At 63.5% G+C, this 25,771-nt stretch carries 24 protein-coding genes and 1 pseudogene; 13 read left to right on the top strand and 12 right to left on the bottom strand.

Features of this window, described 5'->3' with window-relative positions; genetic code table 11:
- Positions 1–12: 12 nt before the first annotated feature.
- The 3 genes from ACUN9V_RS14375 to ACUN9V_RS14365 all read right to left on the bottom strand — a co-directional run bounded on the left by ACUN9V_RS14375 (position 13) and on the right by ACUN9V_RS14365 (position 2,040).
- On the bottom strand, positions 13–960 hold the full coding sequence (locus tag ACUN9V_RS14375) for a LysR family transcriptional regulator (protein ID WP_445511896.1): 948 nt from the start codon (positions 958–960) through the stop codon (positions 13–15).
- Positions 961–1,079: 119 nt separating this feature from the next.
- Entirely contained in the window at positions 1,080–1,493 is a 414-nt protein-coding gene (locus tag ACUN9V_RS14370) for an RcnB family protein (protein ID WP_445511895.1), read from the bottom strand.
- A gap of 124 nt (positions 1,494–1,617) precedes the next feature.
- Positions 1,618–2,040, bottom strand: coding sequence for an RcnB family protein (locus ACUN9V_RS14365; RefSeq protein ID WP_445511894.1), 423 nt, complete (start codon positions 2,038–2,040; stop codon positions 1,618–1,620).
- Positions 2,041–2,269: 229 nt separating this feature from the next.
- On the opposite strand from ACUN9V_RS14365, the gene ACUN9V_RS14360 reads away from it, so the two are divergent.
- The 3 genes from ACUN9V_RS14360 to nfsA all read left to right on the top strand — a co-directional run bounded on the left by ACUN9V_RS14360 (position 2,270) and on the right by nfsA (position 4,862).
- Positions 2,270–3,499 (top strand): MFS transporter, encoded by a 1,230-nt coding sequence (locus tag ACUN9V_RS14360; protein WP_445511893.1) that lies wholly within the window; start codon positions 2,270–2,272, stop codon positions 3,497–3,499.
- Positions 3,500–3,504: 5 nt separating this feature from the next.
- Positions 3,505–4,059: a DUF924 family protein gene (locus tag ACUN9V_RS14355; protein WP_445511892.1), complete on the top strand. Its 555-nt coding sequence runs from the start codon at positions 3,505–3,507 to the stop codon at positions 4,057–4,059.
- A gap of 80 nt (positions 4,060–4,139) precedes the next feature.
- Entirely contained in the window at positions 4,140–4,862 is a 723-nt protein-coding gene (gene nfsA, locus ACUN9V_RS14350) for an oxygen-insensitive NADPH nitroreductase (protein WP_445511891.1), read from the top strand.
- Positions 4,863–4,877: 15 nt separating this feature from the next.
- On the opposite strand, the gene ACUN9V_RS14345 is transcribed toward nfsA, so the two are convergent.
- The gene (locus ACUN9V_RS14345; RefSeq protein WP_110654426.1) at positions 4,878–5,480 is read right to left on the bottom strand and encodes a LysE family translocator; all 603 of its coding nucleotides are present in this window, start codon (positions 5,478–5,480) and stop codon (positions 4,878–4,880) included.
- Positions 5,477–6,301, bottom strand: a complete 825-nt coding sequence (locus ACUN9V_RS14340) for an alanyl-tRNA editing protein (protein ID WP_445511890.1) — start codon at positions 6,299–6,301, stop codon at positions 5,477–5,479. The genes ACUN9V_RS14345 and ACUN9V_RS14340 overlap by 4 nt, the downstream gene beginning before the upstream one ends.
- 97 nt (positions 6,302–6,398) lie before the next feature.
- Here ACUN9V_RS14340 and ACUN9V_RS14335 point away from each other — a divergent pair, with 97 nt between their 5' ends.
- Positions 6,399–7,796, top strand: a complete 1,398-nt coding sequence (locus ACUN9V_RS14335; RefSeq protein ID WP_445511889.1) for an aminotransferase-like domain-containing protein — start codon at positions 6,399–6,401, stop codon at positions 7,794–7,796.
- Between the two features lies 1 nt (position 7,797).
- Here ACUN9V_RS14335 and ACUN9V_RS14330 read toward each other — a convergent pair whose 3' ends face one another.
- The gene (locus tag ACUN9V_RS14330; RefSeq protein WP_445511888.1) at positions 7,798–8,787 is read right to left on the bottom strand and encodes a D-2-hydroxyacid dehydrogenase; all 990 of its coding nucleotides are present in this window, start codon (positions 8,785–8,787) and stop codon (positions 7,798–7,800) included.
- A 172-nt stretch (positions 8,788–8,959) separates the two neighbouring features.
- Here ACUN9V_RS14330 and ACUN9V_RS14325 point away from each other — a divergent pair, with 172 nt between their 5' ends.
- From ACUN9V_RS14325 to ACUN9V_RS14315, 3 genes are all read left to right on the top strand, one after another.
- Positions 8,960–9,529, top strand: a complete 570-nt coding sequence (locus tag ACUN9V_RS14325; protein WP_445511887.1) for a histidine phosphatase family protein — start codon at positions 8,960–8,962, stop codon at positions 9,527–9,529.
- A gap of 75 nt (positions 9,530–9,604) precedes the next feature.
- Positions 9,605–10,816, top strand: coding sequence for an ABC transporter substrate-binding protein (locus ACUN9V_RS14320; RefSeq protein WP_445511886.1), 1,212 nt, complete (start codon positions 9,605–9,607; stop codon positions 10,814–10,816).
- 75 nt (positions 10,817–10,891) lie between these two features.
- Complete coding sequence (locus ACUN9V_RS14315) at positions 10,892–12,997, top strand: TonB-dependent siderophore receptor (protein ID WP_445511885.1); 2,106 nt, start codon at positions 10,892–10,894, stop codon at positions 12,995–12,997.
- Positions 12,998–13,229: 232 nt separating this feature from the next.
- Here ACUN9V_RS14315 and ACUN9V_RS14310 read toward each other — a convergent pair whose 3' ends face one another.
- From ACUN9V_RS14310 to ACUN9V_RS14295, 4 genes are all read right to left on the bottom strand, one after another.
- Entirely contained in the window at positions 13,230–13,523 is a 294-nt protein-coding gene (locus ACUN9V_RS14310; RefSeq protein WP_075561570.1) for a helix-turn-helix domain-containing protein, read from the bottom strand.
- 66 nt (positions 13,524–13,589) lie between these two features.
- Entirely contained in the window at positions 13,590–13,940 is a 351-nt protein-coding gene (locus tag ACUN9V_RS14305) for a type II toxin-antitoxin system RelE/ParE family toxin (protein ID WP_445511884.1), read from the bottom strand.
- A 143-nt stretch (positions 13,941–14,083) separates the two neighbouring features.
- A complete protein-coding gene (gene pyrC / locus ACUN9V_RS14300) occupies positions 14,084–15,133 on the bottom strand; it encodes a dihydroorotase (protein WP_445511883.1) in 1,050 nt (349 codons plus the stop codon).
- Positions 15,134–15,215: 82 nt separating this feature from the next.
- The gene (locus ACUN9V_RS14295; RefSeq protein ID WP_445511882.1) at positions 15,216–16,418 is read right to left on the bottom strand and encodes an MFS transporter; all 1,203 of its coding nucleotides are present in this window, start codon (positions 16,416–16,418) and stop codon (positions 15,216–15,218) included.
- 268 nt (positions 16,419–16,686) lie between these two features.
- On the opposite strand from ACUN9V_RS14295, the gene gmk reads away from it, so the two are divergent.
- From gmk to ACUN9V_RS14275, 4 genes are all read left to right on the top strand, one after another.
- Positions 16,687–17,361: a guanylate kinase gene (gene gmk / locus ACUN9V_RS14290; protein WP_445511881.1), complete on the top strand. Its 675-nt coding sequence runs from the start codon at positions 16,687–16,689 to the stop codon at positions 17,359–17,361.
- A 201-nt stretch (positions 17,362–17,562) separates the two neighbouring features.
- The gene (rpoZ, locus tag ACUN9V_RS14285) at positions 17,563–17,820 is read left to right on the top strand and encodes a DNA-directed RNA polymerase subunit omega (RefSeq protein WP_075561565.1); all 258 of its coding nucleotides are present in this window, start codon (positions 17,563–17,565) and stop codon (positions 17,818–17,820) included.
- 131 nt (positions 17,821–17,951) lie between these two features.
- Positions 17,952–20,108: a RelA/SpoT family protein gene (locus ACUN9V_RS14280; RefSeq protein WP_445511880.1), complete on the top strand. Its 2,157-nt coding sequence runs from the start codon at positions 17,952–17,954 to the stop codon at positions 20,106–20,108.
- A 117-nt stretch (positions 20,109–20,225) separates the two neighbouring features.
- Positions 20,226–20,615 carry a RidA family protein gene (locus ACUN9V_RS14275; RefSeq protein ID WP_445511879.1) on the top strand — a complete coding sequence of 130 codons (390 nt, stop codon included), beginning with the start codon at positions 20,226–20,228 and terminating at the stop codon, positions 20,613–20,615.
- 42 nt (positions 20,616–20,657) lie between these two features.
- Here ACUN9V_RS14275 and ACUN9V_RS14270 read toward each other — a convergent pair whose 3' ends face one another.
- Positions 20,658–21,626: an AraC family transcriptional regulator gene (locus ACUN9V_RS14270; protein ID WP_445511878.1), complete on the bottom strand. Its 969-nt coding sequence runs from the start codon at positions 21,624–21,626 to the stop codon at positions 20,658–20,660.
- A 367-nt stretch (positions 21,627–21,993) separates the two neighbouring features.
- Here ACUN9V_RS14270 and ACUN9V_RS14265 point away from each other — a divergent pair, with 367 nt between their 5' ends.
- Both ACUN9V_RS14265 and ACUN9V_RS14260 read left to right on the top strand, forming a co-directional pair.
- On the top strand, positions 21,994–23,181 hold the full coding sequence (locus ACUN9V_RS14265; protein ID WP_445511877.1) for an efflux RND transporter periplasmic adaptor subunit: 1,188 nt from the start codon (positions 21,994–21,996) through the stop codon (positions 23,179–23,181).
- A 104-nt stretch (positions 23,182–23,285) separates the two neighbouring features.
- Positions 23,286–25,178 (top strand): annotated as a pseudogene (locus ACUN9V_RS14260) (efflux RND transporter permease subunit); the annotation flags it as partial.
- Positions 25,179–25,208: 30 nt separating this feature from the next.
- On the opposite strand, the gene ACUN9V_RS14255 reads toward ACUN9V_RS14260, so the two are convergent.
- A partial coding sequence (locus tag ACUN9V_RS14255) for an IS3 family transposase (protein ID WP_445511876.1) occupies positions 25,209–25,771 on the bottom strand: 563 nt, incomplete at its 5' end.

Genomic DNA, 25,771 nt, shown 5'->3' with positions numbered 1-25,771 from the left:
CTCCGATCCGGCTCACGGCAGCAGCGTGACGCCGTCATGGAAGGCACGGTCTTGCCGGCCGCGCGTTTCGAGCGTCTCGCGCAATGCGTCAATGAAGCGGCGCGCGATGGGACGCTGACCCGCCGGCGGCAGGATGCAGGCGTAGGTCAGATCGGTGGCGGGGGTGATCGGCCGCATCACCGTGCCGCCGCCCTCACCGCCAGAACCCCTCGTGGCACCACAGCAGGCCAGATCGAGCAGCCCCAGCCCGAAGCCGGCCTCGACGAAGCGCGGCACCAGTTGCGTCGAGCCGACCTCCAGCGCGATGCGGGGCTTGCGCCCGATCCCGTCGAACAGCCGCTCCAGGCGCTGGCGCCAGATCTGTTGCGGCTTGAGGGTGACGAAAGGCGAGTCCGCCAGCGCCTCGACCGGTACCCGGTCGAGCGCCGCCAACGGATGATTCGCCGGCATCAGCACCTGAGTCGTCGCCTGCAGCAAAGGCTCCACTGCCAGCTCGACGATGGCGTTCTCCACCGGCAGCGAGAGCAGGCCGATGTTGTAGCGTCGCGACCCTACCTGGCGCTCGACGTCGAAGCGACTGCCGATATCGATCTTGCAACTGAGCTCGCGACAGCCCTCGCGCAACCGGGCGATCGCCGCCGGCAGCAGCGTGGCACCGATCGGTGCGGAAGTGATGATGCGCAGGCTTTCGACCGTCTGCTGGCGGATCTCGCCGGCGATGGTGGGAATCTCCTCGACGCCATTGAGAATGTGCTCGGCCTCGCGGTAGAAGCGTTCGCCTTCCAGGGTCAGCAGCAATTTCTGGTGGGTACGCTCGAACAGCGTCAGCTTGAGCTCCGCTTCGAGCGTGGCGATCAGCCGGCTGGCGGCGGGCTGGCTCAGATTGGCCGCCTGCGCGGCCGCCGATAGCGAGCCGTGCAATACGGTCAGGCGGAAGAGTCTGAGAGCCTTGAGATTCATGCGGGTCAACGTCGCCAATGGAGCGAAGCGACGAGCCTACCAGAAGCCGGGAAAGAGACACTGCCGCTTTGGTGTAAGGCGCCGAAAGCATGCTTACCCACAAGGCGGCAGCGCGGAGATCAGTGCCCCAGAATGATAGAAGTGATCACACCGGTGGCGACGGCCGCCAGTACGTAGTCGCCGTCGATTTCCAGCCAGCGATGGCCACGCGGCGGCTCGGGCAGATCACGGTCGTGCCAGTTCTGGACCCAATGGCTATCGTCGCGATAACGATCAGGAACGTGTCCGCCTTCATGCCAGTCGCGTTGATTTGCTTGGCCCTGATGGCCCGCCTGCCCAGGATTGCCCTGACCATTGCCATGCGAGTTTCCATGGTCTTGGCCATTGCCGGGGTTACCCTGGATCGGATTGCCGCGGCCTGAATTGCCATTGCCGGGATTAGCCTGGGCAACGGCTGCCAGACCCATGGTGGCAATCAAGAGACCTGTCATCACTGCACGGTATTTCATGGATAATTTCCTGGACGATTTCATGGAGAGTTCCTTGCGCCGCGCCGGTTGAAGGACATGCGTGAAGAGATCGACAAGTTGGCGCCAGCATGACGTAAAAAGCAGGAAACAATGCTCATCAATTATGAATATGATCGCGGCGCCGAAATCAGCGTCCCAGCACGATGGCCGTGATCACCCCGGTGGCGACGGCTGCCAGCACATAGTCGCCGTCGATCCGCATCCAGCGGTGGCCGTGGGGCGGTTGCGGCAGGTGACGCGAATGCCAGTCACGCACCCAGTAGCGATCGTCGCGGTAATAGCGGCTGGCAATATGACCTCCTTCACGCCAATCATGATGGTGATCGCGGTAGCGGCCGTGATCGTGCCGGCCGTGATCGTGATGATCGTCTCGACCATGGGGGCCGCCGTGATCATGACCATGGGGCCCGTGGTCGCGGCCGCGATCATGACCGGGGCCGGGCCCATTACCAGGACCGTGTCCGTTACCCTGTCCGGGATTGGCCTGGGCGAGGCCGCCGGTGCTCAGTGCGGCAATCATGACGCCAATCGTCAATGCACGATGTTTCATGGAAACCTCCTTACGTCGCCGTCTTCACTAAACGAACAGCGAGTGAGTCCGGGGAATGCACCCAGCTTGACTCGGCAATAAGAAAACAGCGTTCACGAATTGTGCAACTCGCGCCTGTCCCATGCCGATGGGCGGTGCCCGCCGGAAAAGTCGGCGCATGGACCGCAGCGGTTCCCACTTAGCGTGCTAAGATCGCAAGCACCTCTTCCTTCGCCCGGACTCGCCGCCCGTGTCAGCCATCCCCGCTCAAACCGCAGCACCCACGCCCTGGCCCACCATCGTGCTGCTGGCGATGACCGCGTTCTGCGCCGCCGCCACCCAGCGAATTCTCGACCCGATGCTGCCGCGCCTGGCCGAGGTCTACACCACCACGCTGAGCGCCGCGTCCTGGGCGATCACCGCCTTCGCCATCGTCTACGGTTGTCTGCAGCTGGTGCTGGGACCGAGCGGGGACCGCTACGGCAAGCTGCGAGTGATCTCGCTGTTTTCCCTGCTCGCCGCCGTGGCCAGCCTGCTGTGCGCGCTATCGGGCAGCCTGGCGACCTTGATCGCGGCGCGCATGCTGACCGGCGTGGGTTGTGCCGCGGTGATCCCGCTGGCGATGGCCTGGATCGGCGATAACGTCCCCTACGAGCAACGTCAGGCGGTGCTGGCGCGGTTTCTGATCGGGCAGATCGGCGGGCTGGCCTGCGGTCAAACCTTCGGCGGGCTGGCCGCGGAGCAGGATTGGTGGCAGTGGCCGTTTCTGGTCTATACCCTGCTGTTCGCCGCCGCCAGCGGCTTGCTGTGGTACCGCGCCGGCCGTCACGAACGGCCCCAGAAGCGGGAACGGGAATCGCTCGGCGTGAGCCTGCGTCACGTAATGCAGAAGCCGTGGCCGCAGGTGGTTTTGATTACCGTGTTCTTCGAGGGTGCGGCGGTCTTCTGCGGGTTCGCGTTCGTGGCGAGCCATCTGCACATCGCCGGCGGGCTGCCGTTGACAGAAGCCGGGCTGATCCTGGCGGTGTTCGCGCTGGGAGGGTTGAGCTTCGCGCTGCTGGCCCGACGGCTGGTGCCAAAGCTGGGCGAGAGCGGACTGTGCCAAGCGGGCTGCGTGCTGATCGCGATCGCGCTGGCCGCCATCTGCCTGAGGCCAACCCCCGGCGTCGCTATCGTCGGCTGCTATCTGTTCGGGCTGGGGTTCTACATGCTGCACAACACGCTGCAGACCACCGCCACCCAGATGGCGCCGGAGCGGCGTGGCGCGGCGGTGTCACTGTTCGCCACCGCCTTCTTCACCGGGCAGTCGCTGGGTACCGCCATCGGCGGCGGGATCATTGCGCTGTCCGGTACCGCACCGACGCTGGCGTTCGCTGCCGTCGGGGTGCTGCCGGTCGGCTTCGGCTTCGCCTGGCAGATCCGCCGTCGCGACCGCGCGCTGACCGACTATGCTGCCCCTGCCGACCCGACGATCAGGTGACTGCCGTGACCGCTACCCTTGTTCACCCTCAACAGGTTCTCGACTTCTGGTTCGAGGAACTGACCCCCAAGGACTGGTTCCGCAAGGACACCGACCTCGACCGCACCATCGCCGAGCGCTTCGGCGACACCCTGGCCGCCGCCGCGCGTTGCGAATGCTGGCCGTGGCGCGAGACGCCTTCCGGCCGACTGGCGGAGATCCTGGTGCTCGACCAGTTCTCGCGCAACGTTCATCGCGATACCCCGCAAGCTTTCGCCCAGGACCCGCTGGCGCTCGCTCTGGCGCAGGAAGCGATCGCCGCCGGCGATGACGCCCGGCTGCCCACGCAGCAGCGTATCTTCGTTTACATGCCGTTCATGCATAGCGAATCGCTCGTCATTCACGCCCAGGCGGCGATGCTGTTCGATCAACCCGGCATGGAAGAGCAGGTCCGTTTCGAGCGACGCCACCGCGAGATCATCGAGCGCTTCGGGCGCTACCCGCATCGCAACGCGATTCTGAGGCGAGCGTCGACACCAGACGAGACCGAGTTTCTGAGCCAGCCGGGATCGGCCTTTTAACCGGCCTTGAGCAGGCGAACTTTCTTTTCGGTCTTCAAACGCGCGATCATGCGGCGCTGACATTCATCAGGAGCCAATCCATGACGCCGACCATCGACCTGTTGCGCAGTCATCGTTCGATTCGTGCCTTCACCGACCGGCCGATCAGCGATGACCAGCGCGAGGCGATCATTGCCGCCGCGCAATCCGCCTCGACCTCCAGCTTCCTGCAGTGCTCTTCGATCGTGCGCGTTACCGATACCGCCCTGCGCGACAAGCTCGTCGAACTGACCGGTGGTCAGCAATGGGTCGCGCAGGCGGCCGAGTTCTGGGTGTTCTGCGCCGACTTCAACCGACACCAGCAGATCTGTCCCGACGCCCAGCTGGGTCGCGCCGAGCAACTGCTACTGGGCTGTGTGGATACGGCGTTGATGGCACAGAACGCCATGATCTCGGCGGAGTCACTGGGCATGGGCGGGGTGTTCATCGGCGGGCTGCGTAACAATATCGCCAGCGTGACCGAGCTTCTGGAACTGCCGAAGTTCGTGCTGCCGCTGTTCGGCTTCTGCGTCGGCTGGCCGGATGCCGAGCCCGATCTCAAACCGCGCATGCCGCAGGCGATGCTGGTCCACGAAAACCGCTACCAGCCGGTCGATCCCGCCGTGCTGGCCGATTACGATGGTCAGATCACGCGCTACTATCAGCAGCGCGACAGCCAGCAGCGGGCCGAAACCTGGAGCGCTATGATCCAGCGCCTGATCATCAAGGAAACCCGGCCGTTCATTCTCGAATATCTGCACAAGCAGGGCTGGGCCACGCGTTAAAACCTATACCTGGCATTAAGTCACGATGAAGCCCACGCAGGCAGCGGTCGCCAGGCCCATCACGCCGTTGAAGATCCGCCAGGCCCGCGGTGTCTTCAACAGCCTGCCGATCGCCATGCCGAAGCCGGCCCAGCAGGAAATGCAGAAAAACCCGACGAACTCCATGAACAGCGACAGCACGGTCGCGTTCAGCAGCAGCGATCCTTCGTGCGGCATGAAGCCGGCGATCAGCGCAATGCCCATCACCCACGCCTTGGGATTGACGAACTGGAACACCGCCGCCTGCCAGGCGGTCAGCGGGCGCGCCCCTTCTTTAGCGGTCAGGTCCGGCGGCGGCGCGGTGGCGATCTTCCACGCCAGATAGAGCAGATAGACGGCGCCGACGATCCTGAGCGTCTGCTGCAGCACCGGAAAACGCTCGAACAGCACGCCCAGCCCCAGCGCCACGGCCATGAACAGCACGAAACAGCCCGCCATGATGCCGAAGATATGCGGCAACGTGCGGCGATAGCCGTAGAGGGCGCCGGAGGCGGTCAGCATCATGTTATTGGGTCCGGGCGTGCCGGTCATCGAGATCGAAAACAGCGCTACCGAGAACCACCAGCCAAGCGACATCATTGGCCACCCCCGGCATTTCCGCCCGGATTGGGCATATCCGACGCCGCCCAGGTGAGCGTGAAGCGGCGATTGCGCGCGCCACGATTCTTGATGCTGGCGACCTGCACGGCGCCGATCTCCGCGGTCGAGGCGACGTGGGTGCCGCCGCAGGGCTGATAGTCGATGTCGCCGATACGCACCATGCGAATCTCGCCGGCGCCGCGCAGCGGTGCCACCGACATCGTCTTCACCAGCTCGGGATGCGCGTCGAGCTCGGCTTCGCTGATCCACTCGCTGGTTACCGGATAGTCGTCGGCAATCAGCCGGTTGAGGCGTTCGCTGAGCTCGTCCTTGTCGAAGCTGGCCTCGCCCAGATCAAAATCCAGCCGGCCGCGATCAGCGCCGATACTGCCACCGGTGACGCCATGGGGCACGATCACGGAAAGCAGATGCAACGCGGTGTGCATGCGCATGTGGGCGTGGCGTCGTTGCCAGTCGATCTGCTGGGTGACGCTCTGACCCGGCTCCAGTCCATGAGTCGGATCGAGCAGGTGATGCACCTCGCCATTGTCGCCCTTGCGCGTATCGAGAACCTTCAACGTACGGCCGTCGGCGGTGATGAAGACGCCCTGATCACCCGGCTGGCCGCCGCCATGGGGATAGAACAGCGTGGCGTCGGTTACCACGACACCGTCATCCCCAATTGTCCCTGTCGTTGACCCTGTCGTTGACAACACGGTCGCCAGGCTTTCCCGAGCGTAGGGCAGTTCGCGGAACGTCAGTGCGGTAGACATCGGACACCTCTTCAGAGAATCAATCTGTACCCGGGAATCGTTTTTCATAAATCGTATGGGTACAATTTGTTGACTTTGTAGCTTTAAAGCCGAACAATTCGAGCATAAACGCCTTATTTCCTTGGTCAACTCGATTATTGTCACCATGACAATCTGGATCCCTTTACTCCCCGGACATGGCCCCCGCTATCGCGAGCTGGCCGACGCCATTGCCGCCGCCGCTGCCAGTGGCGAGCTGGCGACAGGTGCCAAGCTGCCTCCTCAGCGGCGGCTGGCGGATGCGCTTGGTGTCACCGTCGGTACGGTCACTCGCGCCTACGCGCTCGCCGAACAGCGCGGCGTGGTCAGTGCACGCGTCGGCAGCGGTACCTACGTGCGCGACGCCGGTGCGCCCCACCAGGCGTTCGACCACGTCCGTCGCGTCGCGCCGGACAGCGGCATCGTCGATCTCAGCCTGTCGCTGCCGCCTCCCCACCCACAGCGCGAGGCATCGCTGGCCCGCGCGATGCACTCCATCCAGCAGGATCCGGCGTTACTGCGCGCGGCGATCGATTATCAACCAGAGGCGGGCCAGAGCTGGCAGCGGACAGTCATTTCGGATTGGCTGGCGACACTGGGCCGCGCGGTGCCCGCCGAGGAGTTGTTGATCAATCAGGGCGGCATGCATGGCATCTTTCTGAGCCTGAGTGCCCTGCTGTCGCCCGGCGAACGCCTCGCCGCCGAACGCCTGACCTATCCCGGGCTGATCAGCGGTCTACAACAGCTCTCGCTCAAGAGCGTGGCGGTCGCGCACGACGAGGAAGGCATCGATATCGACGCGCTGGCTCGCGCCTTCGAACAGCAGCCGTTCCGCGCACTCTACGTCATGCCCGACTGCCACAATCCGACCACCGCGCGTCTTAGCGAGGCACGCCGGCGGGCGCTGGTGGCGCTGGCGCGGGAGCGTCAGTTCTGGCTGATCGAGGACGACATTCATCCTCAGCTCGATGCCGAGCCGGTGACACCGCTCTACCGGCTGGCGCCCGAATGCACGGTGACACTGTTCTCGGTCGCCAAGGTGCTTGGCGGGGGGCTGCGTGTCGGCGCCATGCGCGCGCCGCAAGCGTTGCACGGGCGGCTGATCGCCGCGCTGCGGGCCCAGAACTGGATGCCACCGCCGCTGATGGCCTCGCTCGTCTGTCGCTGGATCGAGAGCGGTGACGCCGCGACGCTGTTGCACTGGCAGCGCGAAGAGCTCGACTGGCGCTTCGATCGCGCCATGCAGATACTGGGAGAGTTTTCCCCCCGCGGCCGCCGCGGCGGATTCTATCTGTGGCTGGCGCTGCCGGGCGAGCTGCGCACCAGCCATGTGGTGGCTCAACTCCAGGCGCAGCAGGTCAACGTCAGCACGGCCGAAAGCTTCTGCCTGGGTAGTGTCAGCGCCCCCCAGGCGATTCGTGTCTGTATCAGTGCCGCCGACAGTCGCGAAGCGCTGGAGCGCGCGCTGCAGATCATCGCCACCACGCTGGGCGATCCGGATCCGATGCTGTGGCAGACCGTGTAGATCAGTAGCCTAAGCTCGTATCGACTCGATTCTCGAGCGGCCGGTCGTCAAGATAACGCTCGACGTTGGCGAAGAAGAAGCGCAGGCAGCGCGGCACGTAATCGGCGTCGTAGAGTCCGCTGTGCGGCGTGACGATCAGGTTGCGCGTGGTCCAGTAGGGCGAATCCGCCGGCAGCGGCTCCTCCGGGAACACGTCGAGTACCGCGCCGCGCAGTTGACCCGCTTCCAGCCGTTTCGCCAGCGCGGCCACATCCAGCACCGGGCCGCGACCGATATTGATCACCCCCGCGCGCGCCGGCATGGCCGCCAGTTCCGCCTCGCCGACGATATCGCGAGTATCGGTGGTCAACGGCAGCGTGATCAGCAGAAAATCGGCGTCCGCCAGCGCTTCCTTCAGCCGGCTTTGCGGCAGACTGACATCGGCGAGGGCGTGATCCCGGCCCGAACGGCTGACGCCGATCACTTTCAGATTCAGCCGCTTGGCCGCCTCGGCCGCGGCGCTGCCCAGCGCCCCCATGCCCAGGATCACTACCGTCTTGCCGTCGATGGGTTCGAGCGCGCTCTGCGCCCAGTGCTTCTCGCGCTGTTGGGTAATGAAATCCGGCAGCCGGTTGTTGAGCATCAACAGCGCGGTCATCGAGAACTCCCGGGCCCGCACCTCATGATTGCCCTTGGCATTGGTCACCAGTACCTCGGCGGGCAGGCGGTCCAGGGGAATTCGATCGACCCCGGCACTGGTGATATGGATCCAGCGCAGTTTCGGTGCCCGTGCCGCCACGTCGGCGATATCCAGCTTGCCCACCAGAATCAGCACCTCGGCATCGGCCAGCGCCGCATTCAGCTCAGTCTCGTCATGACTGAAACTCAGCGCGATACGCGATCCCAGACCCTCGAACTCCGCCAGAATGCCGAGGACGCGCTCGTCGGCGAAGTCCTTCGATTGCCGAAAATCAGGGTCGGTGTAGATATGGATATCGAGAGCGGTGGACATGGGCATTCCTTATGCGGTTCACGTCTGTTCGGGCATTGTATGACAATCGGGCGGATCGCCGGATCATCACCAAGGGTTACCGCAAAATCCCGTAGCCGGCAAATCGTCACTCGCCGAATCGATTAGAATCGCATCACTGCGTTCACACCCGACTTGTTGCCAAGGACCCGCCATGCCTGCTCTGATCCGCCGCCCCTTTGTCTTCCTTCGCCACGGCCAGAGCACCCGCAATCTCGAACGTCGCATCGGCGGTCAGCATGACGTGGCATTGACGCCGCAGGGCGAAGACGAAGCGAAGCGCGCAGGCGAGCTGCTGGGGGACATCGACTGGTCGCTGGCGGTGTCGAGCCCGCTGCAACGCGCCTACCGCACCGCCGAACTGGCGCTGGGCCGCGCGCCGGACCGGATCGTCGATGGGCTGATGGAACGCCACTGGGGCGAGCTCGAAGGCCAGCCGATTCCCGCGACGATCCCTTACATGAGCACGCCGCCAGGTGGCGAATCCTGGGACGCGTTCGTCGAGCGCATCGCCGCCACGCTCAACGCGCTGCTCGAGGAAGCCGAAACGCCGCTGATCGTCGGCCATTCGGGGCTGGTCCGTGCCGTGCGTGGCCTGACCCACGGCAGCCCGGCCGGACCGCGGTCGGCCAATGCGATCCCGCTGTGGATTGCACCGGAAGGCACAGAAAACTGGATCATTCGCCCCTTCGAGCCGGCTGACGGGTTATCGGCTTGGCGCTGAATGACCATTAGCATTGACCCCTGTCCCGATACAAATGATAATGATTCGCTTTAATCAACTAGAAGAAAAGCGATCATGGGGTTATCACTGGGCCGCCGAAACGCGTGGGACACACTCGGGCTCTGGCTCAGGGTTTGGCTCCGGCTCTGGCTCGGAATCTGGCTCGGTACCGGCTGGCTGACGAGCACGGCGCAGGCGACAGAGTATCCGGTGACAGTGACCGATCTCGCCGGGCGCGAGGTGACCCTTGCCGCCGCACCCGAGCGCCTGTTTCTCGATAATCCGCGACACCTCTTTGCCCTGGCGGCACTGTTGCCCGATCCCGTATCACGCATGAGCGGCTGGCGCGGTTCGCTGGAGAGCTTCGACCCCGTGGCGCAGGCGCGCTTCGCAGCGGCCTTTCCCGAGCTGTCCGATCTGCCGACGCTGGGCAACAACGGCAATGCCATGCCCAGCGCCGAAGCGCTGATCACCCTCGATCCGGGTCTGATCGTCGCCGATGTCTCGCGCCATGCCGAGCTGCGCCAGACACCGCTGCTGGATCAACTGGCGGCGCTGCAGATTCCGATCCTGTTCATCGATTTCCGCGAGCATCCTCTCGGCGACACGCTGCCCTCGCTCGAGCTGCTGGGTCAGGCGCTGGATGCAGAACCGCGCGCCTTCGCCCTGATCACGCGACTGCAGTCGGCGACCGCCGCTGTCGACGACTGTCTCGATGCCGTCACCCGGCGGCCCAGCGTGCTGATCGATATCGCCCCGGGGCTCAAGGTCGACTGCTGTCGCAGCAACTTCGATTCGGGTCTTGCTGACCTGGTGGACCATGCCCGGGGCGACAACATTGCCGCCGGCATGAGCCCGGGCACCGAAAACGTGCTCAGCCCCGAGACCATCCTCGCGCGCGATCCCGACGTGATCATCGCCACCGCCGCCCAGTGGGCCAAGAGCGGCTCGATTCGCGCCGGCTTCGGCGTCGCGGAAAGCGATACCCAAGGCGACATGGCCGATGTCGTGGCCCGCCGCCCGGGTTGGCCGGCGCTGTCGGCGGTCAACGACGGCGGCTTCCACGCACTCTGGCATGGTTATCACCAGGGGCCGTTCTCGGTGGTCGCGCTGCAGGCCATCGCCGGCTGGCTGCATCCGCAGCAGTGCGGCGCCCTCGATCCAGCGGCGACACGACGCGAGCTCTATCGAGACTTCATGCCGATTACCGTCGATGGCACGTTCGAGGCTACCTATCGCGCTGGCCTTTCATCACCACACTCATCACCACACTCATCACCACATTGAACGCTCGCCTTCGTCGCGGGCCACGGCCAAAACGTCAGTCAGAAAAACGATAATTCGAACCAGGGAACCCACGCCATGCCCCCACGCCGCCTCTCCAGCGCCGCCACCTTGGCGGTGCTGCTGATAGCCGCCCGCGCTAGTTTCGCGGATGACGCTCTCACGCCGCTGGTGGTGACTGCCGCCGCCGTCGCACCACAAGCAGAAGGCTATCAAGCGACGCGCTCAAACCTGGTCAATGGCCGCCCAACCGACTTCCTGAGCCAGGCGCGCACGGTCGACCAGGTCAGCTCGCAGATGCTCGAGGATAGCGGCGCCGATTCGTTGACCGATGCCATGGCCTACGTCAACGGCGTGACTCTGGGCAACACCATGGGCGGCACCGAAGCCGGCTTCATCAAGCGCGGCTTCGGCAGCAACAGCGACGGCTCGATTCTGCGCGACGGCATCCGCCAGCCACGCAATACCTTCTCGACCTTCACCACCGAGCGGGTCGAAGTGCTTAAGGGCCCGAGTTCGTTTCGCTACGGCATCCAGGAGCCTGGCGGGGTCATCAATATCGTCGGCAAGAAGCCGCAATATGAATGGCAGCGCACCATCAGTGGCGAGGGCACTTCCTTCGGCGGCGGCAATGCCAGCGTCGACGTCACCGGGCCGCTGGGCGACAGCGGTGCGGCGTTTCGCTTCATCGTCGGGCAGCAGGACGAGGACTACTGGCGCGACTTCGGCAGCAATCGTCAGACCGTGGTGGCGCCGTCGCTGAGCTGGGAAGACGACGATACCCGACTGTGGTTCGCCTACGAGTACCGCGACTACGACCTGACCCTGGATCGGGGCACCGCCTTCGTAGATGGCAAGGCAGTCGACGTGCCACGCAAGCGGCGATTCGACGAAGACTGGTCCCGCGTAACGGGCCACGATCAGTCGTTCACGGCGCGCTGGGAGCAGGATCTGAACCCGGACTGGACCAGTCGCCTGACCTACGGCTGGAACCGGCGCCAGTACGACGATGGCCAGCCGCGGGTATTGAGCGTTGCCGAGGATGGCACCGCCATCCGGCGCGCCGATGCCAATCACGGCTTCGACCGGCGCGTGATCTATACCGCCGCCGAGCTGCTCGGCGACGTAAACCTTGCCGGCATTCGCCACGAAATGACCGTCGGCATCGATCATGAGCGACGCCGCGACTATCTGGCCGACCGCTATCGCGGCGCTACCGACACGATCTCGATCTACGCCCCCGACTACGGCGATCTAAACCTGGATGGCGCCACCTATCTCGACAGCACCAGCCATCGGCTCGACGAGATCGACACCACCGGCGCCTATGTCGACGACAATCTGCATCTGGGCGAACGCTGGATTCTCGGCCTGGGCGGGCGTTATCAGCATAGCGAGCAGTATGGCGGCCAGGGCCGGCCGTTCGTGGTCGAAACCGACACCCAGGATGACGTCTTCCTGCCCCACGCCAGCCTGCTCTACAAGCTGACGCCACAGACCTCGCTCTACGCCAGTTACAGCGAATCGTTCGTTCCCAACCAACCCGATGCCGACACCGGACAGCGCTTCGATCCGGAAGAGGGTCATGGCTGGGAAGCCGGGATCAAGCAACGTTTCCTCGGCGATCGGCTGCAGGCTTCACTGGCCTATTTCGATATCACCAAGGAGAACGTCGTCGTCAGCGACAACGGCGTGTCGCGGGCGGTGGGCAAGAGCGGTTCGAAAGGGGTCGAGCTTTCCGCCCAGGGCGAATTGACCGAGCGGCTATCGGTCCTCGCCAACTATGCCTACACCGATGCCGAAGTGCGCGACGATGGCTCGGAGAATACAGGCGGCGGCACCGAAGGCAACGCGCTGCCCAACGTGGCGCGTCACACCGCGTCGCTGCTGCTATCGCAGGCGCTAGCGGTAAACCCCGATTACGGTCGTTGGCGAGTCGGCGGCGGCGTGCGCTACGTCGGCAGCCGCGAGGGCGACAGCAACAACAGCTTCAGCCTCGACGACTACACCGTAGCGGACGCCTTCGTCGCCTGGGACAACCGCTGGCTGGGCGACAACACCCATCTCCAGCTCAACGTTCACAACCTGTTCGACACCACCTACTACCCCTCCAGCGGCGGCGATACCCGGGTGGTGGTCGGCGAACCGCTGGAAGTCACGCTGCAGGCCGGCGTGTCGTTTTAATCGGTGGGATCGCGGCAGTTACACGGAGTGGGGAGATCCGCTGGGCGATCCCGACACAGGCTGGAAACCTTTCACTTGCCGTGCTGATCCGACGTTGTCTTGCCTTTGGTCGGGGCGCGTCTGAAGCGCGCCTGATTGCACGGATTAGAGAAGCTCACTGGAATCCGTGTCCGATGCTCGACTCAGGGGCTTTCGATTCATTCCGGCGCCAGCCATGAGCCTGGCATTCGCCTCATGCTGGTGCGGTTTCGTCTTCCACGGCGCTGATATCGATCCGGTAATGCGCATGCGTGGAAAGGTTGACCAGCGCATCAAGACTGAACTTGCTGACTCGACCCTTCAGCAAATCATTGACGCGAGGCTGAGTCAGCCCCAGGCGGCGGCCAGCTTCAGCCTGACTTACGTTCCAGCTTTTTACCCGCTCGCCAAGAATCATCATCAGCTTGGACCGCAGCCGCATGTTTGCCGCTTCCTCCGGGGTATCTTCGACAGCATCCCAGATGCTTGCGAAACGCTCGTTAGCCATCTCTCTATCCTCACTCTCATACTGCCATATGCCGGTTGGAGAAAGGCACATCGGAAGACGTGGTCTCTACTGTCGGCTTTTCGAGGGCTCGGGCGGCAGCTCTTTGAATCGCTGCTTGCCTAGCGCCAGATCCTTGGGAGCCGTCTTCTCGGTTTTCTTCTGGAAGCAGTGAAGGATGTAGATAGCCTCCTGTCGCTTCGCGATATAGAACGTTCTATAGGCTCCGGTTTCGTCCTTTACCCTGATTTCATAAACCCCGTTACCTACGGTTTTCATGGGTCTGGAGTCTTCGGGCTCCAAGCCAGCTTGGACCAGTCCAATCTGGTAACCCATATCTTGCTTCACTGCCTGAGGAAAAGCTCGTAGCCGATCCAGCGAGTCTCCGCAGAATTCAATCGGCTTTTCTTCTCTTGCCATGATGAACCCTTAACCAGCGCCATCAAATTATATCTAATTTGATATAACCGCAAGAATAATGTCGGATCTTATCTCGCGCCTCGAACTAAGCGCGCCGGTGCATCCCGCCTCGCCGTAGCACTCGAGATTGACCCATCCTGCGCTTAATCCCGCTTCACCGACCAGGTCAGAGATTCGCCAGCCTGGTAGGGGACGAAGGTGTTGTCGCCTTCGCCCACCGATTCGGCGACCGGGGTCGGCTGGCGCGTCAGGGTGACGAAACTTTCGTTGAGCGGCAGGCCGTAAAAGCGCGGGCCGTTCTCGGAACAGAACGCTTCGAAGTGTTCGAGCGCGCCTTCCTGCTCGAAGACGTCGGCGTAAACCGAAAGCGCGGCTTCGGCATTGAACACGCCGGCACAGCCACACGCGGTTTCCTTGGCGGCGGTGACGTGGGGAGCGGAGTCGGTACCCAGGAAGAACCGCGGATGGCCGCTGGCGACGGCCTGGCGCAGCGCCTGCTGATGCTCCTGACGCTTGAGGATCGGCAGACAATAGAGATGCGGGCGAATGCCGCCGACCAGCATGTCGTTGCGGTTCTGGGCCAGATGCTGCGGCGTCAGCGTGGCGCCAAGGGTCTCGTCACCGTCGAGCACGAACTGGGCGGCATCCCGGGTGGTGATGTGCTCGAAAACCACCTTGAGTGCCGGGAACTGACGGCGGATATCGATCATCACCTCGTCGATGAAATACTTCTCGCGATCGAAGATATCGATCTCGCCGCGCGTCACCTCGCCGTGAATCAGTAGCGGCATGCCGATGCGCTGCATCACTTCCAGCAGCGGATAGACGTCCTGAATCCGCTTGACGCCGTGCTGGGAGTTGGTGGTGGCATTGGCCGGGTAGAGCTTGGCGGCGGTGAACAGCCCCTCGGCGTGGCCACGCTCCAGCGTCTCCCGGGAGACGCTCTCGTTGAGGTAGCAGGTCATCAGCGGGGTGAAGTCGTGATCGGCGGGAGTCGCCGCCAGGATGCGCTCGCGATACGCGTCGGCCGCCTCGATCGTGGTCAGCGGGGGCACCAGATTGGGCATGACGATGGCCCGGGCAAACGTCCGGCTGGTGTAGGGAAGCACCGTCTTCAACACCTCGCCGTCACGCAGATGCAGGTGCCAGTCGTCGGGGCGGCGAATGCGAAGCGTGTCGGGCGAAGCGGTCATCGGTAACTCCTGGCTGTCGGGGGAACGAATCGGCGCTCATGATACCAGAGACCGTCTGACTGCAACGCGACTCGCGACATGCCTAGGCGGCCTCTTGTCGCTTGTTACGGCGCAGCAGCAAGACCAGCGCCAGGCAGCAGAGCAGCGCCACCAGCAGAGCGAACAGCAGCCCGGTCAGCTGCAGGCTGATCACCGAGGCGACCAGACCAATCCCGATGACAGGCAGGGAGATCGCGACATAGGCCACCACGAAGAAGGTGGAGACCACCGCCGCCTTGTTCTCGCTGGCACTCGCGGCCGCCACCGCGCCCAGTCCGGCACGGAAGGCGATGCCCTGACCGATGCCGGCGACGATCGCGCCGATGATGAAACCGGCCAGCTGCGCCGCGCCGATGCCCCAGGCGACGAACAGGACGCCGGCGAGCAGTATCCCGCAGCCCACTGGCAAGCGCCGCGATTCGGGTAGACGCCCCTGAAGCATCTGCCCGACCGTGGAGGCGATGAACAGCAGCCCCGCCACGAACCCGATCAACGCGTGATTGGTATGACCCAGCACCTTGCCCAGAAACGCCGGGGTCACGGCGGTGAAGAAACCGCACACCATGAAACCGGCAAAGGCGGCAATCGCTGCTGGCACGAAGACCCCGCGCACCTCGGCGGGCACCTTGAGTTTCTGCACCCGCAGACGAATCCGCTCGGGCCGGCTCACGGTCTCCGGCGCACGCCAGATGCAGATCACCGCGACCAGCGCGAGCACCAGATGCACGATATAGGGCAGCGCCAACGGCATGGGAAAGAGCACTGCCAGCACCCCGGCGAGCATCGGCCCCAGGCCCAGACCGCCCATGTTGGCGGCGGTGGCCACCAGCGTACCGGCGCGCTTCCACTCGGCAGGCACCAGCTCCATCACCGCCACGGTCGCCGTACCGGTGAAGATGCCCGCCGAGATACCCGACAACACCCGCCCCGTGAGAATCATGCCGAGGCCATCCGCGTGCCAGAACACCAGATCGCTGACGATCGATGCCGCCAGGCCGGCGAACAGCAATGGCCGTCGCCCGAGCTGATCGGACCAGCGTCCGGTAATCAGCAGCGCCGCGATCACCCCGGCCGCATAGACCGCGAAAATGACCGTGATCATCAGTTGCGAGAAGCCCAGCTGCTGCTGGTAGATCGGATAGAGCGGCGTCGGCAGCGTGGTGCCGATCATCGTTGCCGCGAACGCCAGGGCGACGCCCAGAAAGGGGCCGACTCGGCGGGTCTCGGTTGCGGTCGAGGAGTTCATGAATACCTTTGCTAATCAGAATGGCCCTTGCGGGAAAGCCCTTGGCGAAGCGGAAAGTCCGAAGCGGAAAGTCCGAAGCAGAAAGTCCCTTGGCGAAAAGAGCCGAACGTGACGAATGAGAAAACGCATTGTAGCCGATAGAGACGGCGTCGAAGTCTCGCTGCCCTGCTGGTCGGAGGCCCAGCCGCCGCGAGCTTCACCTGCCCATGAGATGACGTTTACGTGGCATACTATGGGGCTTCACGCACTTCCGGACGGCCGTTCTGTCATGTCGCACGCTCTCTCGACGCCCTCTACCCATGCCGACGCACTCGGCACCAGCGCACTGGGCACGCTGTATATCATTTCCGCGCCCTCCGGTGCCGGCAAGACCAGCCTGGTTCGCGCCCTGCTCGAACGTAACGCGGGTATCGGCGTGTCCGTGTCTCATACCACGCGCGCCATGCGTCCGGGCGAGCAGGATGGCGTCAACTACCACTTCGTCACCCAGCCCGAGTTCGAGGCGATGGTCGAACGGGGTGAATTCTTCGAGCATGCCTGGGTCTTCGATCGCCATTACGGCACCTCTAGAGTCGAAGTCGAAAAGCGTCTTGCCGTGGGCGAGGACGTGATTCTGGAGATCGACTGGCAGGGCGCCCAGCAGGTCCTCGAGCAGTCGCCGGACGCCGAATCGATCTTCATCCTGCCGCCATCGCGGGATGCGCTCCGTGAGCGGCTTTCCGGACGCGGCACCGACGATGACGCGGTCATCGAACGGCGCATGCGCGATGCGGTCAGCGAAATGTCGCATTACACCGAGTATGAGCACGTCGTCATCAACGACACTTTCGAACACGCGCTGACCGAGCTCGAATGCATCGTCCATGCGCGCCGTTCGCGCCGCGACAAGATGCAGGTACGCCACGCCACCCTGCTCGCCGACCTGTTGAACGACGCCGACTGATTACGGATGGGCCGCGTCGCCCTCTTTAGAGCACCCTCATGGCGCAACCTCGCGTGCACCGACGAGCGAGCGGCCAACGCGCTTGTCGTGCCCGACCGGGCTCTCTTGTCAGGCGCTGCGCAACTCCAGTAGACTGCTCGGTCCCGCAGACCCCGCAGCATGGGGCGCGTTCCCTCATTTTCTGGTAACAGGGCTACCCTCATGGCACGAGTGACCGTCGAAGATTGTCTGGACCACATCGAGAACCGTTTCAAGCTGGTAATGATCTCGTCCCAGCGCGCCCGTCAGCTCGCGCGCGGCTCCCGCGATGCGCTGCTGCCGTGGGAAAACGACAAGCCGACCGTGATGGCTCTGCGTGAAATCGCCACCGGCCAGATCGGCGACAGCATTCTCGACGAACCGGTCGAAGCCGCGCCGCCGCGCCCGCGTCCCGAGCCGACCCAGGAATACGACATCTGAGTCGCGCTTCCGGCATGATCTCCGGTCGTCTGTGGCGTCCCATGACGTCCACGGACCGGTTGCGGTCCGGGATGTTGATCAATCGGTGTCCATAACGGGTAGTTAAACGAGCAGTCAAAATAGGCGCGCGCATGTTCACCATCGATGACCTGGCCGATCGTCTCGGCGGCTATCTCCCCGACGACGAGATTCAGCAGGTCAAGCGCGCCTTCTACTACGCCGAGCAGGCCCACGACGGCCAGCAGCGCCGCTCCGGCGAGCCCTACGTCACCCATCCGCTCGCCGTCGCCAATATCCTCGCCAACATGCACATGGACCATCAGAGCCTGATGGCCGCCATGCTGCACGATGTCATCGAGGATACTAGCGTCTCCCGGGAAGCCCTCGAAGCGCAGTTCGGCGAGGCGGTGGCGGAACTGGTCGATGGCGTTTCGAAGCTGACCCAGATCACCTTCGAGGACAAGGCGGTCGCCCAGGCCGAGAACTTCCAGAAGATGGTCATGGCGATGTCCCGGGATATCCGGGTCATCATCGTCAAACTCGCCGACCGTCTGCACAACATGCGCACGCTCGGTGCCCTGCGCCCCGACAAGAAACGCCGCATCGCCCGCGAGACGCTGGAGATCTACGCGCGTATCGCCGGGCGCCTGGGTATCAACACCATTCGGGTCGAGCTCGAGGATCTGTCGTTTCAGGCGATTCATCCGATGCGCTCCGAGCGTATCAAGCGCGCGGTCGCCAGCGCCCGCGGCAATCGCCGTTCGACCATGCGTCAGATCCAGACCAGTCTGCAGCGCCGGCTCGACGAGGACGACCTCACCGGCAGCGTGGTCGGGCGTCAGAAGCACCTGCTGTCGATCTATCGCAAGATGCACGATCAGCGCAAACCGTTCGCCGAGATCATGGACGTGTTCGGCTTCCGCATCATCACCGACAGCGTCGACAACTGCTATCGAGTGCTGGGTGCGGTACACAATCTCTACAAGCCGGTGCCGGGGCGCTTCAAGGACTACATCGCGATCCCCAAGGCCAACGGCTACCAGAGCCTGCACACCACGCTGTTCGGCCCCAGCGGCATGCCGATCGAGGTGCAGATCCGCACCCGCGAAATGGAAGCGATGGCCAATAACGGTATCGCTGCGCACTGGCTCTACAAGGCCGGCCAGACCGAGCGGCCGATCGCGGCCGGCAGCCACGCCCGTGCCCGCGAATGGGTCCGCGGCCTGCTCGAGATGCAGCGCCACGCCGGTGATTCGCTGGAGTTCATCGAGCACGTCAAAAACGATCTTTTCCCGGACGATGTCTACGTTTTTACGCCGAAAGGCGACATCATGGAGCTTCCTCAGGGAGCGACGGCGGTCGATTTCGCCTATACCGTGCACACCGATATCGGCAACAGCTGCATCGCCTGTCGCATCGATCGGCATCTGGCGCCACTGTCGACCCCGCTGGAGAGCGGACAGACCCTAGAGATCATCACCGCCCCCGGCGCGCGGCCCAATCTGGCCTGGCTCAATTTCGTCATTACCGCCAAGGCACGCTCGGCGATTCGTCACGCCTTGAAGAGCCAGCAGCGCAGCGAGGCGGTCCAGCTCGGCCGCCGCCTGCTCAACCGCGCGCTCACCAGCTTCGAGACCAGCCTCGAGAAGCTGCCACCAGGACGTCTTGCCGCCCTGCTGGAAGAACTGGACCTCAAGACCGAGGACGACCTGCTCGAGACCATCGGTCTCGGCACTCGACTGGCTCACGCCACAGCACGGCGCTTGGTCGCGGATGATTCGGCCACCGACACCAGCAGCGGCGAACGCAACCTGGAACGGCTATTGGAAGAGGCGCCGCACAACGGCCCGATCGTCATCAATGGTTCCGAGAGCATGGCGATCAGCTTCGCGCGCTGCTGCCATCCGCTCCCCGGTGACCCGGTGATCGGCCATCTGTCGATCGGCAAGGGGATCGTCGTCCACCGCCACGAGTGTGGTAACCTCGATGAGTTGCGCGACGACCCTGACAAGCTGGTGACGTTGACCTGGTCGAAGCAGATCGATCAGGATTTCCCGGTTCCGCTGCGGATAGAGGTCGAGACCCGGCGCGGCCTGATCGCCGAGCTGGCCAGCCTGATCACCGATGCCGAGGCCAATATCGAACGCATCGGCATCGAGGAGCGCGATGCCAGGCTCTCGATCGTCAATCTGACCATTCTGGTCAAGGGTCGTATCCATCTGGCGCGGATCATCAAGCGCCTGCGTAACCTGAATCATATCGGCCGCATCGTTCGCGCCCGAAACTAATCGATAAAAGCTGCCCCGCCGCGTCATGCGCGGCGGGGCAGCGTTTTTTCAAGAACGCCATGCCATCAGCAAAGCATTTATGAAAAGGCTCTAAATAAAGAAACTGGAGGGTACGCCATGAGCAACAAAGCCGTCATCAACACCGATAACGCCCCGGCCGCCATCGGTCCTTATTCCCAGGCCATCAAGTCGGGCAATACCGTTTACCTTTCGGGCCAGATTCCGCTCGATCCGAAGACCATGGAACTGGTTTCCCAGGAGTTCGAGGCCCAGGCGCGTCAGGTGTTCACCAATATGGCCGCCGTGTGCCAGGAAGCCGCAGGCTCGCTGCAAGATATCGTCAAGCTCAACCTCTACCTGACCGAGCTCGACAACTTCGCCGTGGTCAACAAGGTGATGGAAGAGTTCTTCCAGCCGCCATTTCCAGCCCGCGCCGCCGTCGGCGTCAAGCAGTTGCCCAAGGGTAGCCAGGTGGAAGCCGAAGCAGTCATGGTCATCGGCGACTGAGCCCGGACGATTCAGACACCGCAGGCCATGTCGCAAGGGCGCTCAGACGCGAGCGGGCTCCGGTAGCTCGCCGCGCAGCTTGCTCACGTCCGTGCGCGGCGGCACGCCGAACATTCGGCTGTATTCGCGACTGAAATGGGATGGACTTCCGTACCCCACGCGGAAGCTGGCGGTGGCCGCTTCCATCCCTTCGGATAGCATCAATCTGCGCGCTTCATGCAGCCGAAGTTTCTTCTGAAACTGCACCGGCGACATCCGCGTGACCTGCTTGAAGCTGTGGAACAGCGATGACTCGCTCATGTTGACCATGTCCGCCAGCTCGCGAACGCGCAGCGGCTCGGTGAAGCGATCCTTGAGCACCGCGATCACTTTGGAAATGCGATGCGTCTGGGTATCGGCCACCGCGAACTTGCGCATGTGCAGACCGATCTTGCCGACCAGCGCACGATAGAAGATCTCGCGTCGCACCAGCGGCGCGAGAACGCGAATGTCCTGGGGTGAGTCGAGCAGATTCACCAACCGCAACACTGCCTCCACCAATCCCTTTTCCGCCTGCACCCGGCTGAGACCACAAGCATTGTCGGGGCATTCCTGCGGTTCGACTCCGACCGAACCTTCTTCCAGCTCCAGCACCAGATCGGTGATTTCCTGGGCTTCGACGGCAATCTTCAAACCCAGATAGGGTTTCTCCGGTGACGCTTCGGTGACCTTGCCCAGCACCGGCAGATGCACTGCCGACACCATGCAGCTCAACGGCCCGTAATGGATCTCGCGATCTCCCAGCCATACCGTCTTGCTCCCCTGCGCGATCAGGCAGAGAGAAGGGTCGTAGACCGTCGAGCCGATGCAGTTATTGACGGAAGAATTGGCGCGTATCAGCTCGAGTCCGGGCACCGCCGTGGTGGTCAGCCCCTCTTCCGGTGCCCATTTCTGAATCTGGCGAGACAGAGTATTCGCCAATTGGCCAATCTCATCATCCAGTGTTTCGAAAACAGGTTGAATGATACTCACGTCTCACCTCCTCGTTGGGCGACTGATTATTGTTTTTCGATAAAGCGCGAGTATAGGCCAGTTAACCGGCATTTTGATGACAAAAATCGATCCCTGCAGGATCGGGCAAACTCTCTGAAGAAACAGGCAAGCGGCTATCGATCTGCCGGCAGAGCGAACGTCGCTCTTACTGCCAATCAACGATTTCTACAGGATTGGGCAATCAACGACGAGTAACCCGATAACGCCTGTGCGTGGCGAAATCCTACAGTGGTCGTCCATACCCGGTGCCCATGCTCCCCTCCCGACGGTGAAACCTTTCTCGGGCTTTGCTCGCGAAATCCTTCTGGCGGATCGCGACCGGGAACAGTCAACGCGGAGTCAAAAAATGAACAAGCTCGACAAGAAACGCGTCTCGAAGCCGAGCCTGTGCCGTGGTCTGGGCGTGGTGCTATTCATAGCGCTGATGGCTGGCTGTGATGCCCGTGGCGAGGCGGAAACCGCCATTGCGCCGCCGCCTCCGGAAGTCGACGTGGCCACGGTCCTGGTGGAACCGGTCACGCTGCGCGAAACCTTCACCGGTCGCGTGGCGTCCCCGCAGACCGTACAGGTCCGGCCACGGGTGAGCGGCTATATCGACGAGGTCGCCTTCGAGGAAGGCGAGCTGGTCGAGGCGGGCGATCTGCTATTCCGTATCGACCCCCGCCCCTACGAGGCTCGCGTCCAGGCCGCCAAGGCATCGTTGGCTCAGGCACAGAGTCAGCGCCAGCTTACCGAAGTCGAGGCCGACCGATCCCGCCAGTTGATCCAGAAAAACATGATCTCCCGAGAACAGCACGATCAGCGCCAGGCGGCGGCACTCAACGCTCGGGCGCAGCAAGCGGAAGCCGAGGCCACGCTGAGCAGTGCCGAACTGGATCTGCAATATACGCGTATTACCGCGCCAGTGGCCGGGCGCACCGGTCGCGCCATGATCACCAAGGGCAACCTCGCCAGTGCCGATCAGTCGGTACTGACCACGCTGGTGTCGATGGATCCCTTGTACGTCTACTTCGACAGTAACGAAGCCGAGGCGCTGAGCGCGCAGACGCTCCTGGCCCAGGGCAAGGCCGCCGCCACGCTGCGCATCGGCCTGACCGGAGAGACGGGCTTCCCTCATCAGGGAAAGCTGGATTTCGTGGACAACCAGATCAACGCGGATACCGGCACGCTGCGCTACCGCGCCGTTCTACCCAACCCGAATGGCGCCTTCAGGCCCGGCCAGTTTGCGCGCGTGGAGATGCCCGTGGCTCAGCTCGACGAGGCGATGCTGGTGAATCGCAAGGCGGTGCTCGCCAATCAGGACCGTCGCTTCGTCTACGTGGTCGGCGACGACGACACCGTGATGCCCCGTCAGGTGCAGCTCGGCCGCGAGGTGGGTGATCTGGTGGTGGTCCGCGAAGGCCTCCGGGCCGGCGAGCGGGTAATCGTCAACGGCACCCAGAAGGTGTTCGCCCCCGGCATGCCCGTCGCGCCCAACCCGATCGCCATGCGCGGGGCGGCCGTCGGCAACGACGTCGCCGTCAACCTGCCCTAGCGCTTCCCGGCGTTTCACTCTCGAACGCGCCTCTCCCAAGCGCCTCTCCCTCGGAACGACAAGACGCGGCGGGCATCGTCCCCGCCGCCCAGGAGCCAGTCGTCATGAATTTCTCCCGTTTCTTCGTGGACCGGCCGATTTTCGCCGCGGTGCTGTCCATCATTATTTTCGCCGTGGGGGCGATCTCGATACCCAACCTGCCGATCAGTGAGTACCCGGAGGTGGCGCCGCCCTCGGTGCTGGTGCGCACCGTCTATCCCGGCGCTAACCCCAAGGAAATCGCGGAAACCGTGGCGACGCCGCTGGAGGAGGCGATCACCGGCGTCGAGGACATGATGTACTACAAGTCCGTGGCCGGTTCCGATGGCGTGCTGCAGATGACCATCACCTTCCAGCCCGGGACCGATCCCGAACAGGCCACCGTGCGTGTCCAGAACCGGGTCAGCCAGGCGCTAGCGCGGTTGCCGGAAGCAGTGAGGCGGCAGGGCGTGACCACCCAGAAGCAGTCCCCCACCTTCCTGATGGTGGTGCACCTGGTCTCGCCGGATGACAGCTACGATACCCTCTACCTGCGCAACTACGCGCGCCTGCACGTGCGCGACCAGCTGGCGAAGATTTCCGGCGTCGGCGAGGCGCAGCTGTTCGGCGGCGGCGATTACGCCATGCGCGCCTGGCTGGACCCCGACCGCATCGCCTCCCATGGCTTGACCGCCGGCGACGTGGTCGAGGCCATGCGCGAACAGAACGTCCAGGTCTCCGCCGGGCAGATCGGCGCCGAGCCGATGCCGGACAGCGATTTTCTCACCCTGATCAACGCCAAGGGCCGCCTGGCCACCGAGCAGGAGTTCGGCAACATCGTGCTCAAGGTCGGCAAGGATGGCGAAGTCCTGCGACTCCGTGATGTCGCTCGGCTCGAGATGGGCGCGGGCGACTACACCCTGCGCTCCCGGCTGGACGGCAAGGAGGCGGTGGCGATCGGCATCTTTCAGTCGCCCGGCGCCAACGCCCTGGAAATCCGCGAGCGGGTAGTCCGGACCATGGACGCACTGGCCACCCAGTTTCCGCCGGGGGTGGAGTATCGCACCGTCTACGACACCACCCTGTTCGTCAGCGACTCGATCCGCTCGGTGATCCAGACCCTGCTGGAGGCGATACTGCTGGTGGTGCTGGTGGTGACGCTGTTTCTGCAGACCTGGCGTGCGTCGCTCATTCCGCTGCTGGCGGTCCCGGTCTCGGTGGTGGGGACCTTCGCGGTGCTGTTGCTGCTGGGGTATTCGATCAACACCCTGACGCTGTTCGGGCTGGTGCTGGCGATCGGCATCGTCGTCGACGACGCCATCGTGGTGGTGGAGAACGTGGAGCGCAACATCGGCCAGGGGCTGGCGCCACGCGCCGCCGCCCACCAGGCGATGCGCGAGGTGTCAGGGCCGATCGTCGCCATCGGCCTGGTGTTGTGCGCGGTGTTCGTGCCGATGGCATTCCTCTCCGGCGTCACCGGCCAGTTCTACCGCCAGTTTGCGGTCACCATCGCCATCTCCACGGTGATCTCGACGATCAACTCGCTGACGCTGTCACCGGCACTGGCCGCGATGCTGCTCAAGCCCCACGACGCGCCCAAGGACCGCCTGACCCGAGTGATCGATTTCCTGTTCGGCTGGCTGTTCCGACCGTTCAACCGTTTCTTCAACGCCAGTTCCAGGCGCTATCAGGGCGTGGTGTCGAGCAGCCTGCGCCGTCGCGGCGCGGTGTTCGTGATCTACCTGGTCCTACTGGGATCCACCGGTTATCTGTTCCAACTGGTGCCGCCGGGATTCATTCCGGTGCAGGACAAAATGTACCTGATCGCCGGAGTGAAGTTGCCGAAGGGCGCCTCGCTGGATCGCACCGATGACCTGCTGCGCCAGGTGGTGGATATCGCCATGAAGACCGACGGCGTCGAGCACGCGATCTCGTTCCCCGGTCTCAACGCGCTGCAGTTCACCAACACCGCCAACACTGAACTGACCCCATAAAGTTGGACGGTTCAATTAGTCGGCTCTCAAGGCCTGGGTCCTGTACTGCACAGGGCTCAGGCCTTTTAGTGTCAGTTTGATGCGTTCGTGATTGTAGTAGTGGATATAGTGATCGATCCCTCGCTGCAGCTGCTCGAGCGTCTCGAACCGATTCAGGTGGAAGTACTCGGCCTTGAGGGTGCCGAAGAAACTCTCCATCGCCGCGTTGTCCAGACAGTTGCCTTTCCGCGACATGCTCTGGACCAGGGATCTCTCCGCCAGCAAACGCCGGTAAGCGGGATGTTGATAATGCCATCCTTGATCGGAGTGCAGCTGCGGCTTGTCCGCTGGATTCAGTCGAGCCAACGCCTTATGCAGCATGCCACTCACCAGTGATAGGGCCGGCCGCTTGCCTGTCTGGTAGGCCACGATCTCACCATTGTAGAGGTCCATGACCGGCGACAGATACAGTTTCTGGCCGTTGACGCTGAACTCCGTGATATCGGTGACCCACTTCTGATTAGGCCATTGTGCCTGGAACTGGCGGTCGAGCAGATTGGGCGCGATTCGCCCTACGGTTCCTCGATAGGAGCGGTATC

The sequence above is a fragment of the Salinicola sp. V024 genome (assembly GCF_052645315.1).
The sequence above is the reverse complement of the archived record's forward strand: the minus strand, read 5'-3'. Positions and strand labels throughout refer to the sequence as shown.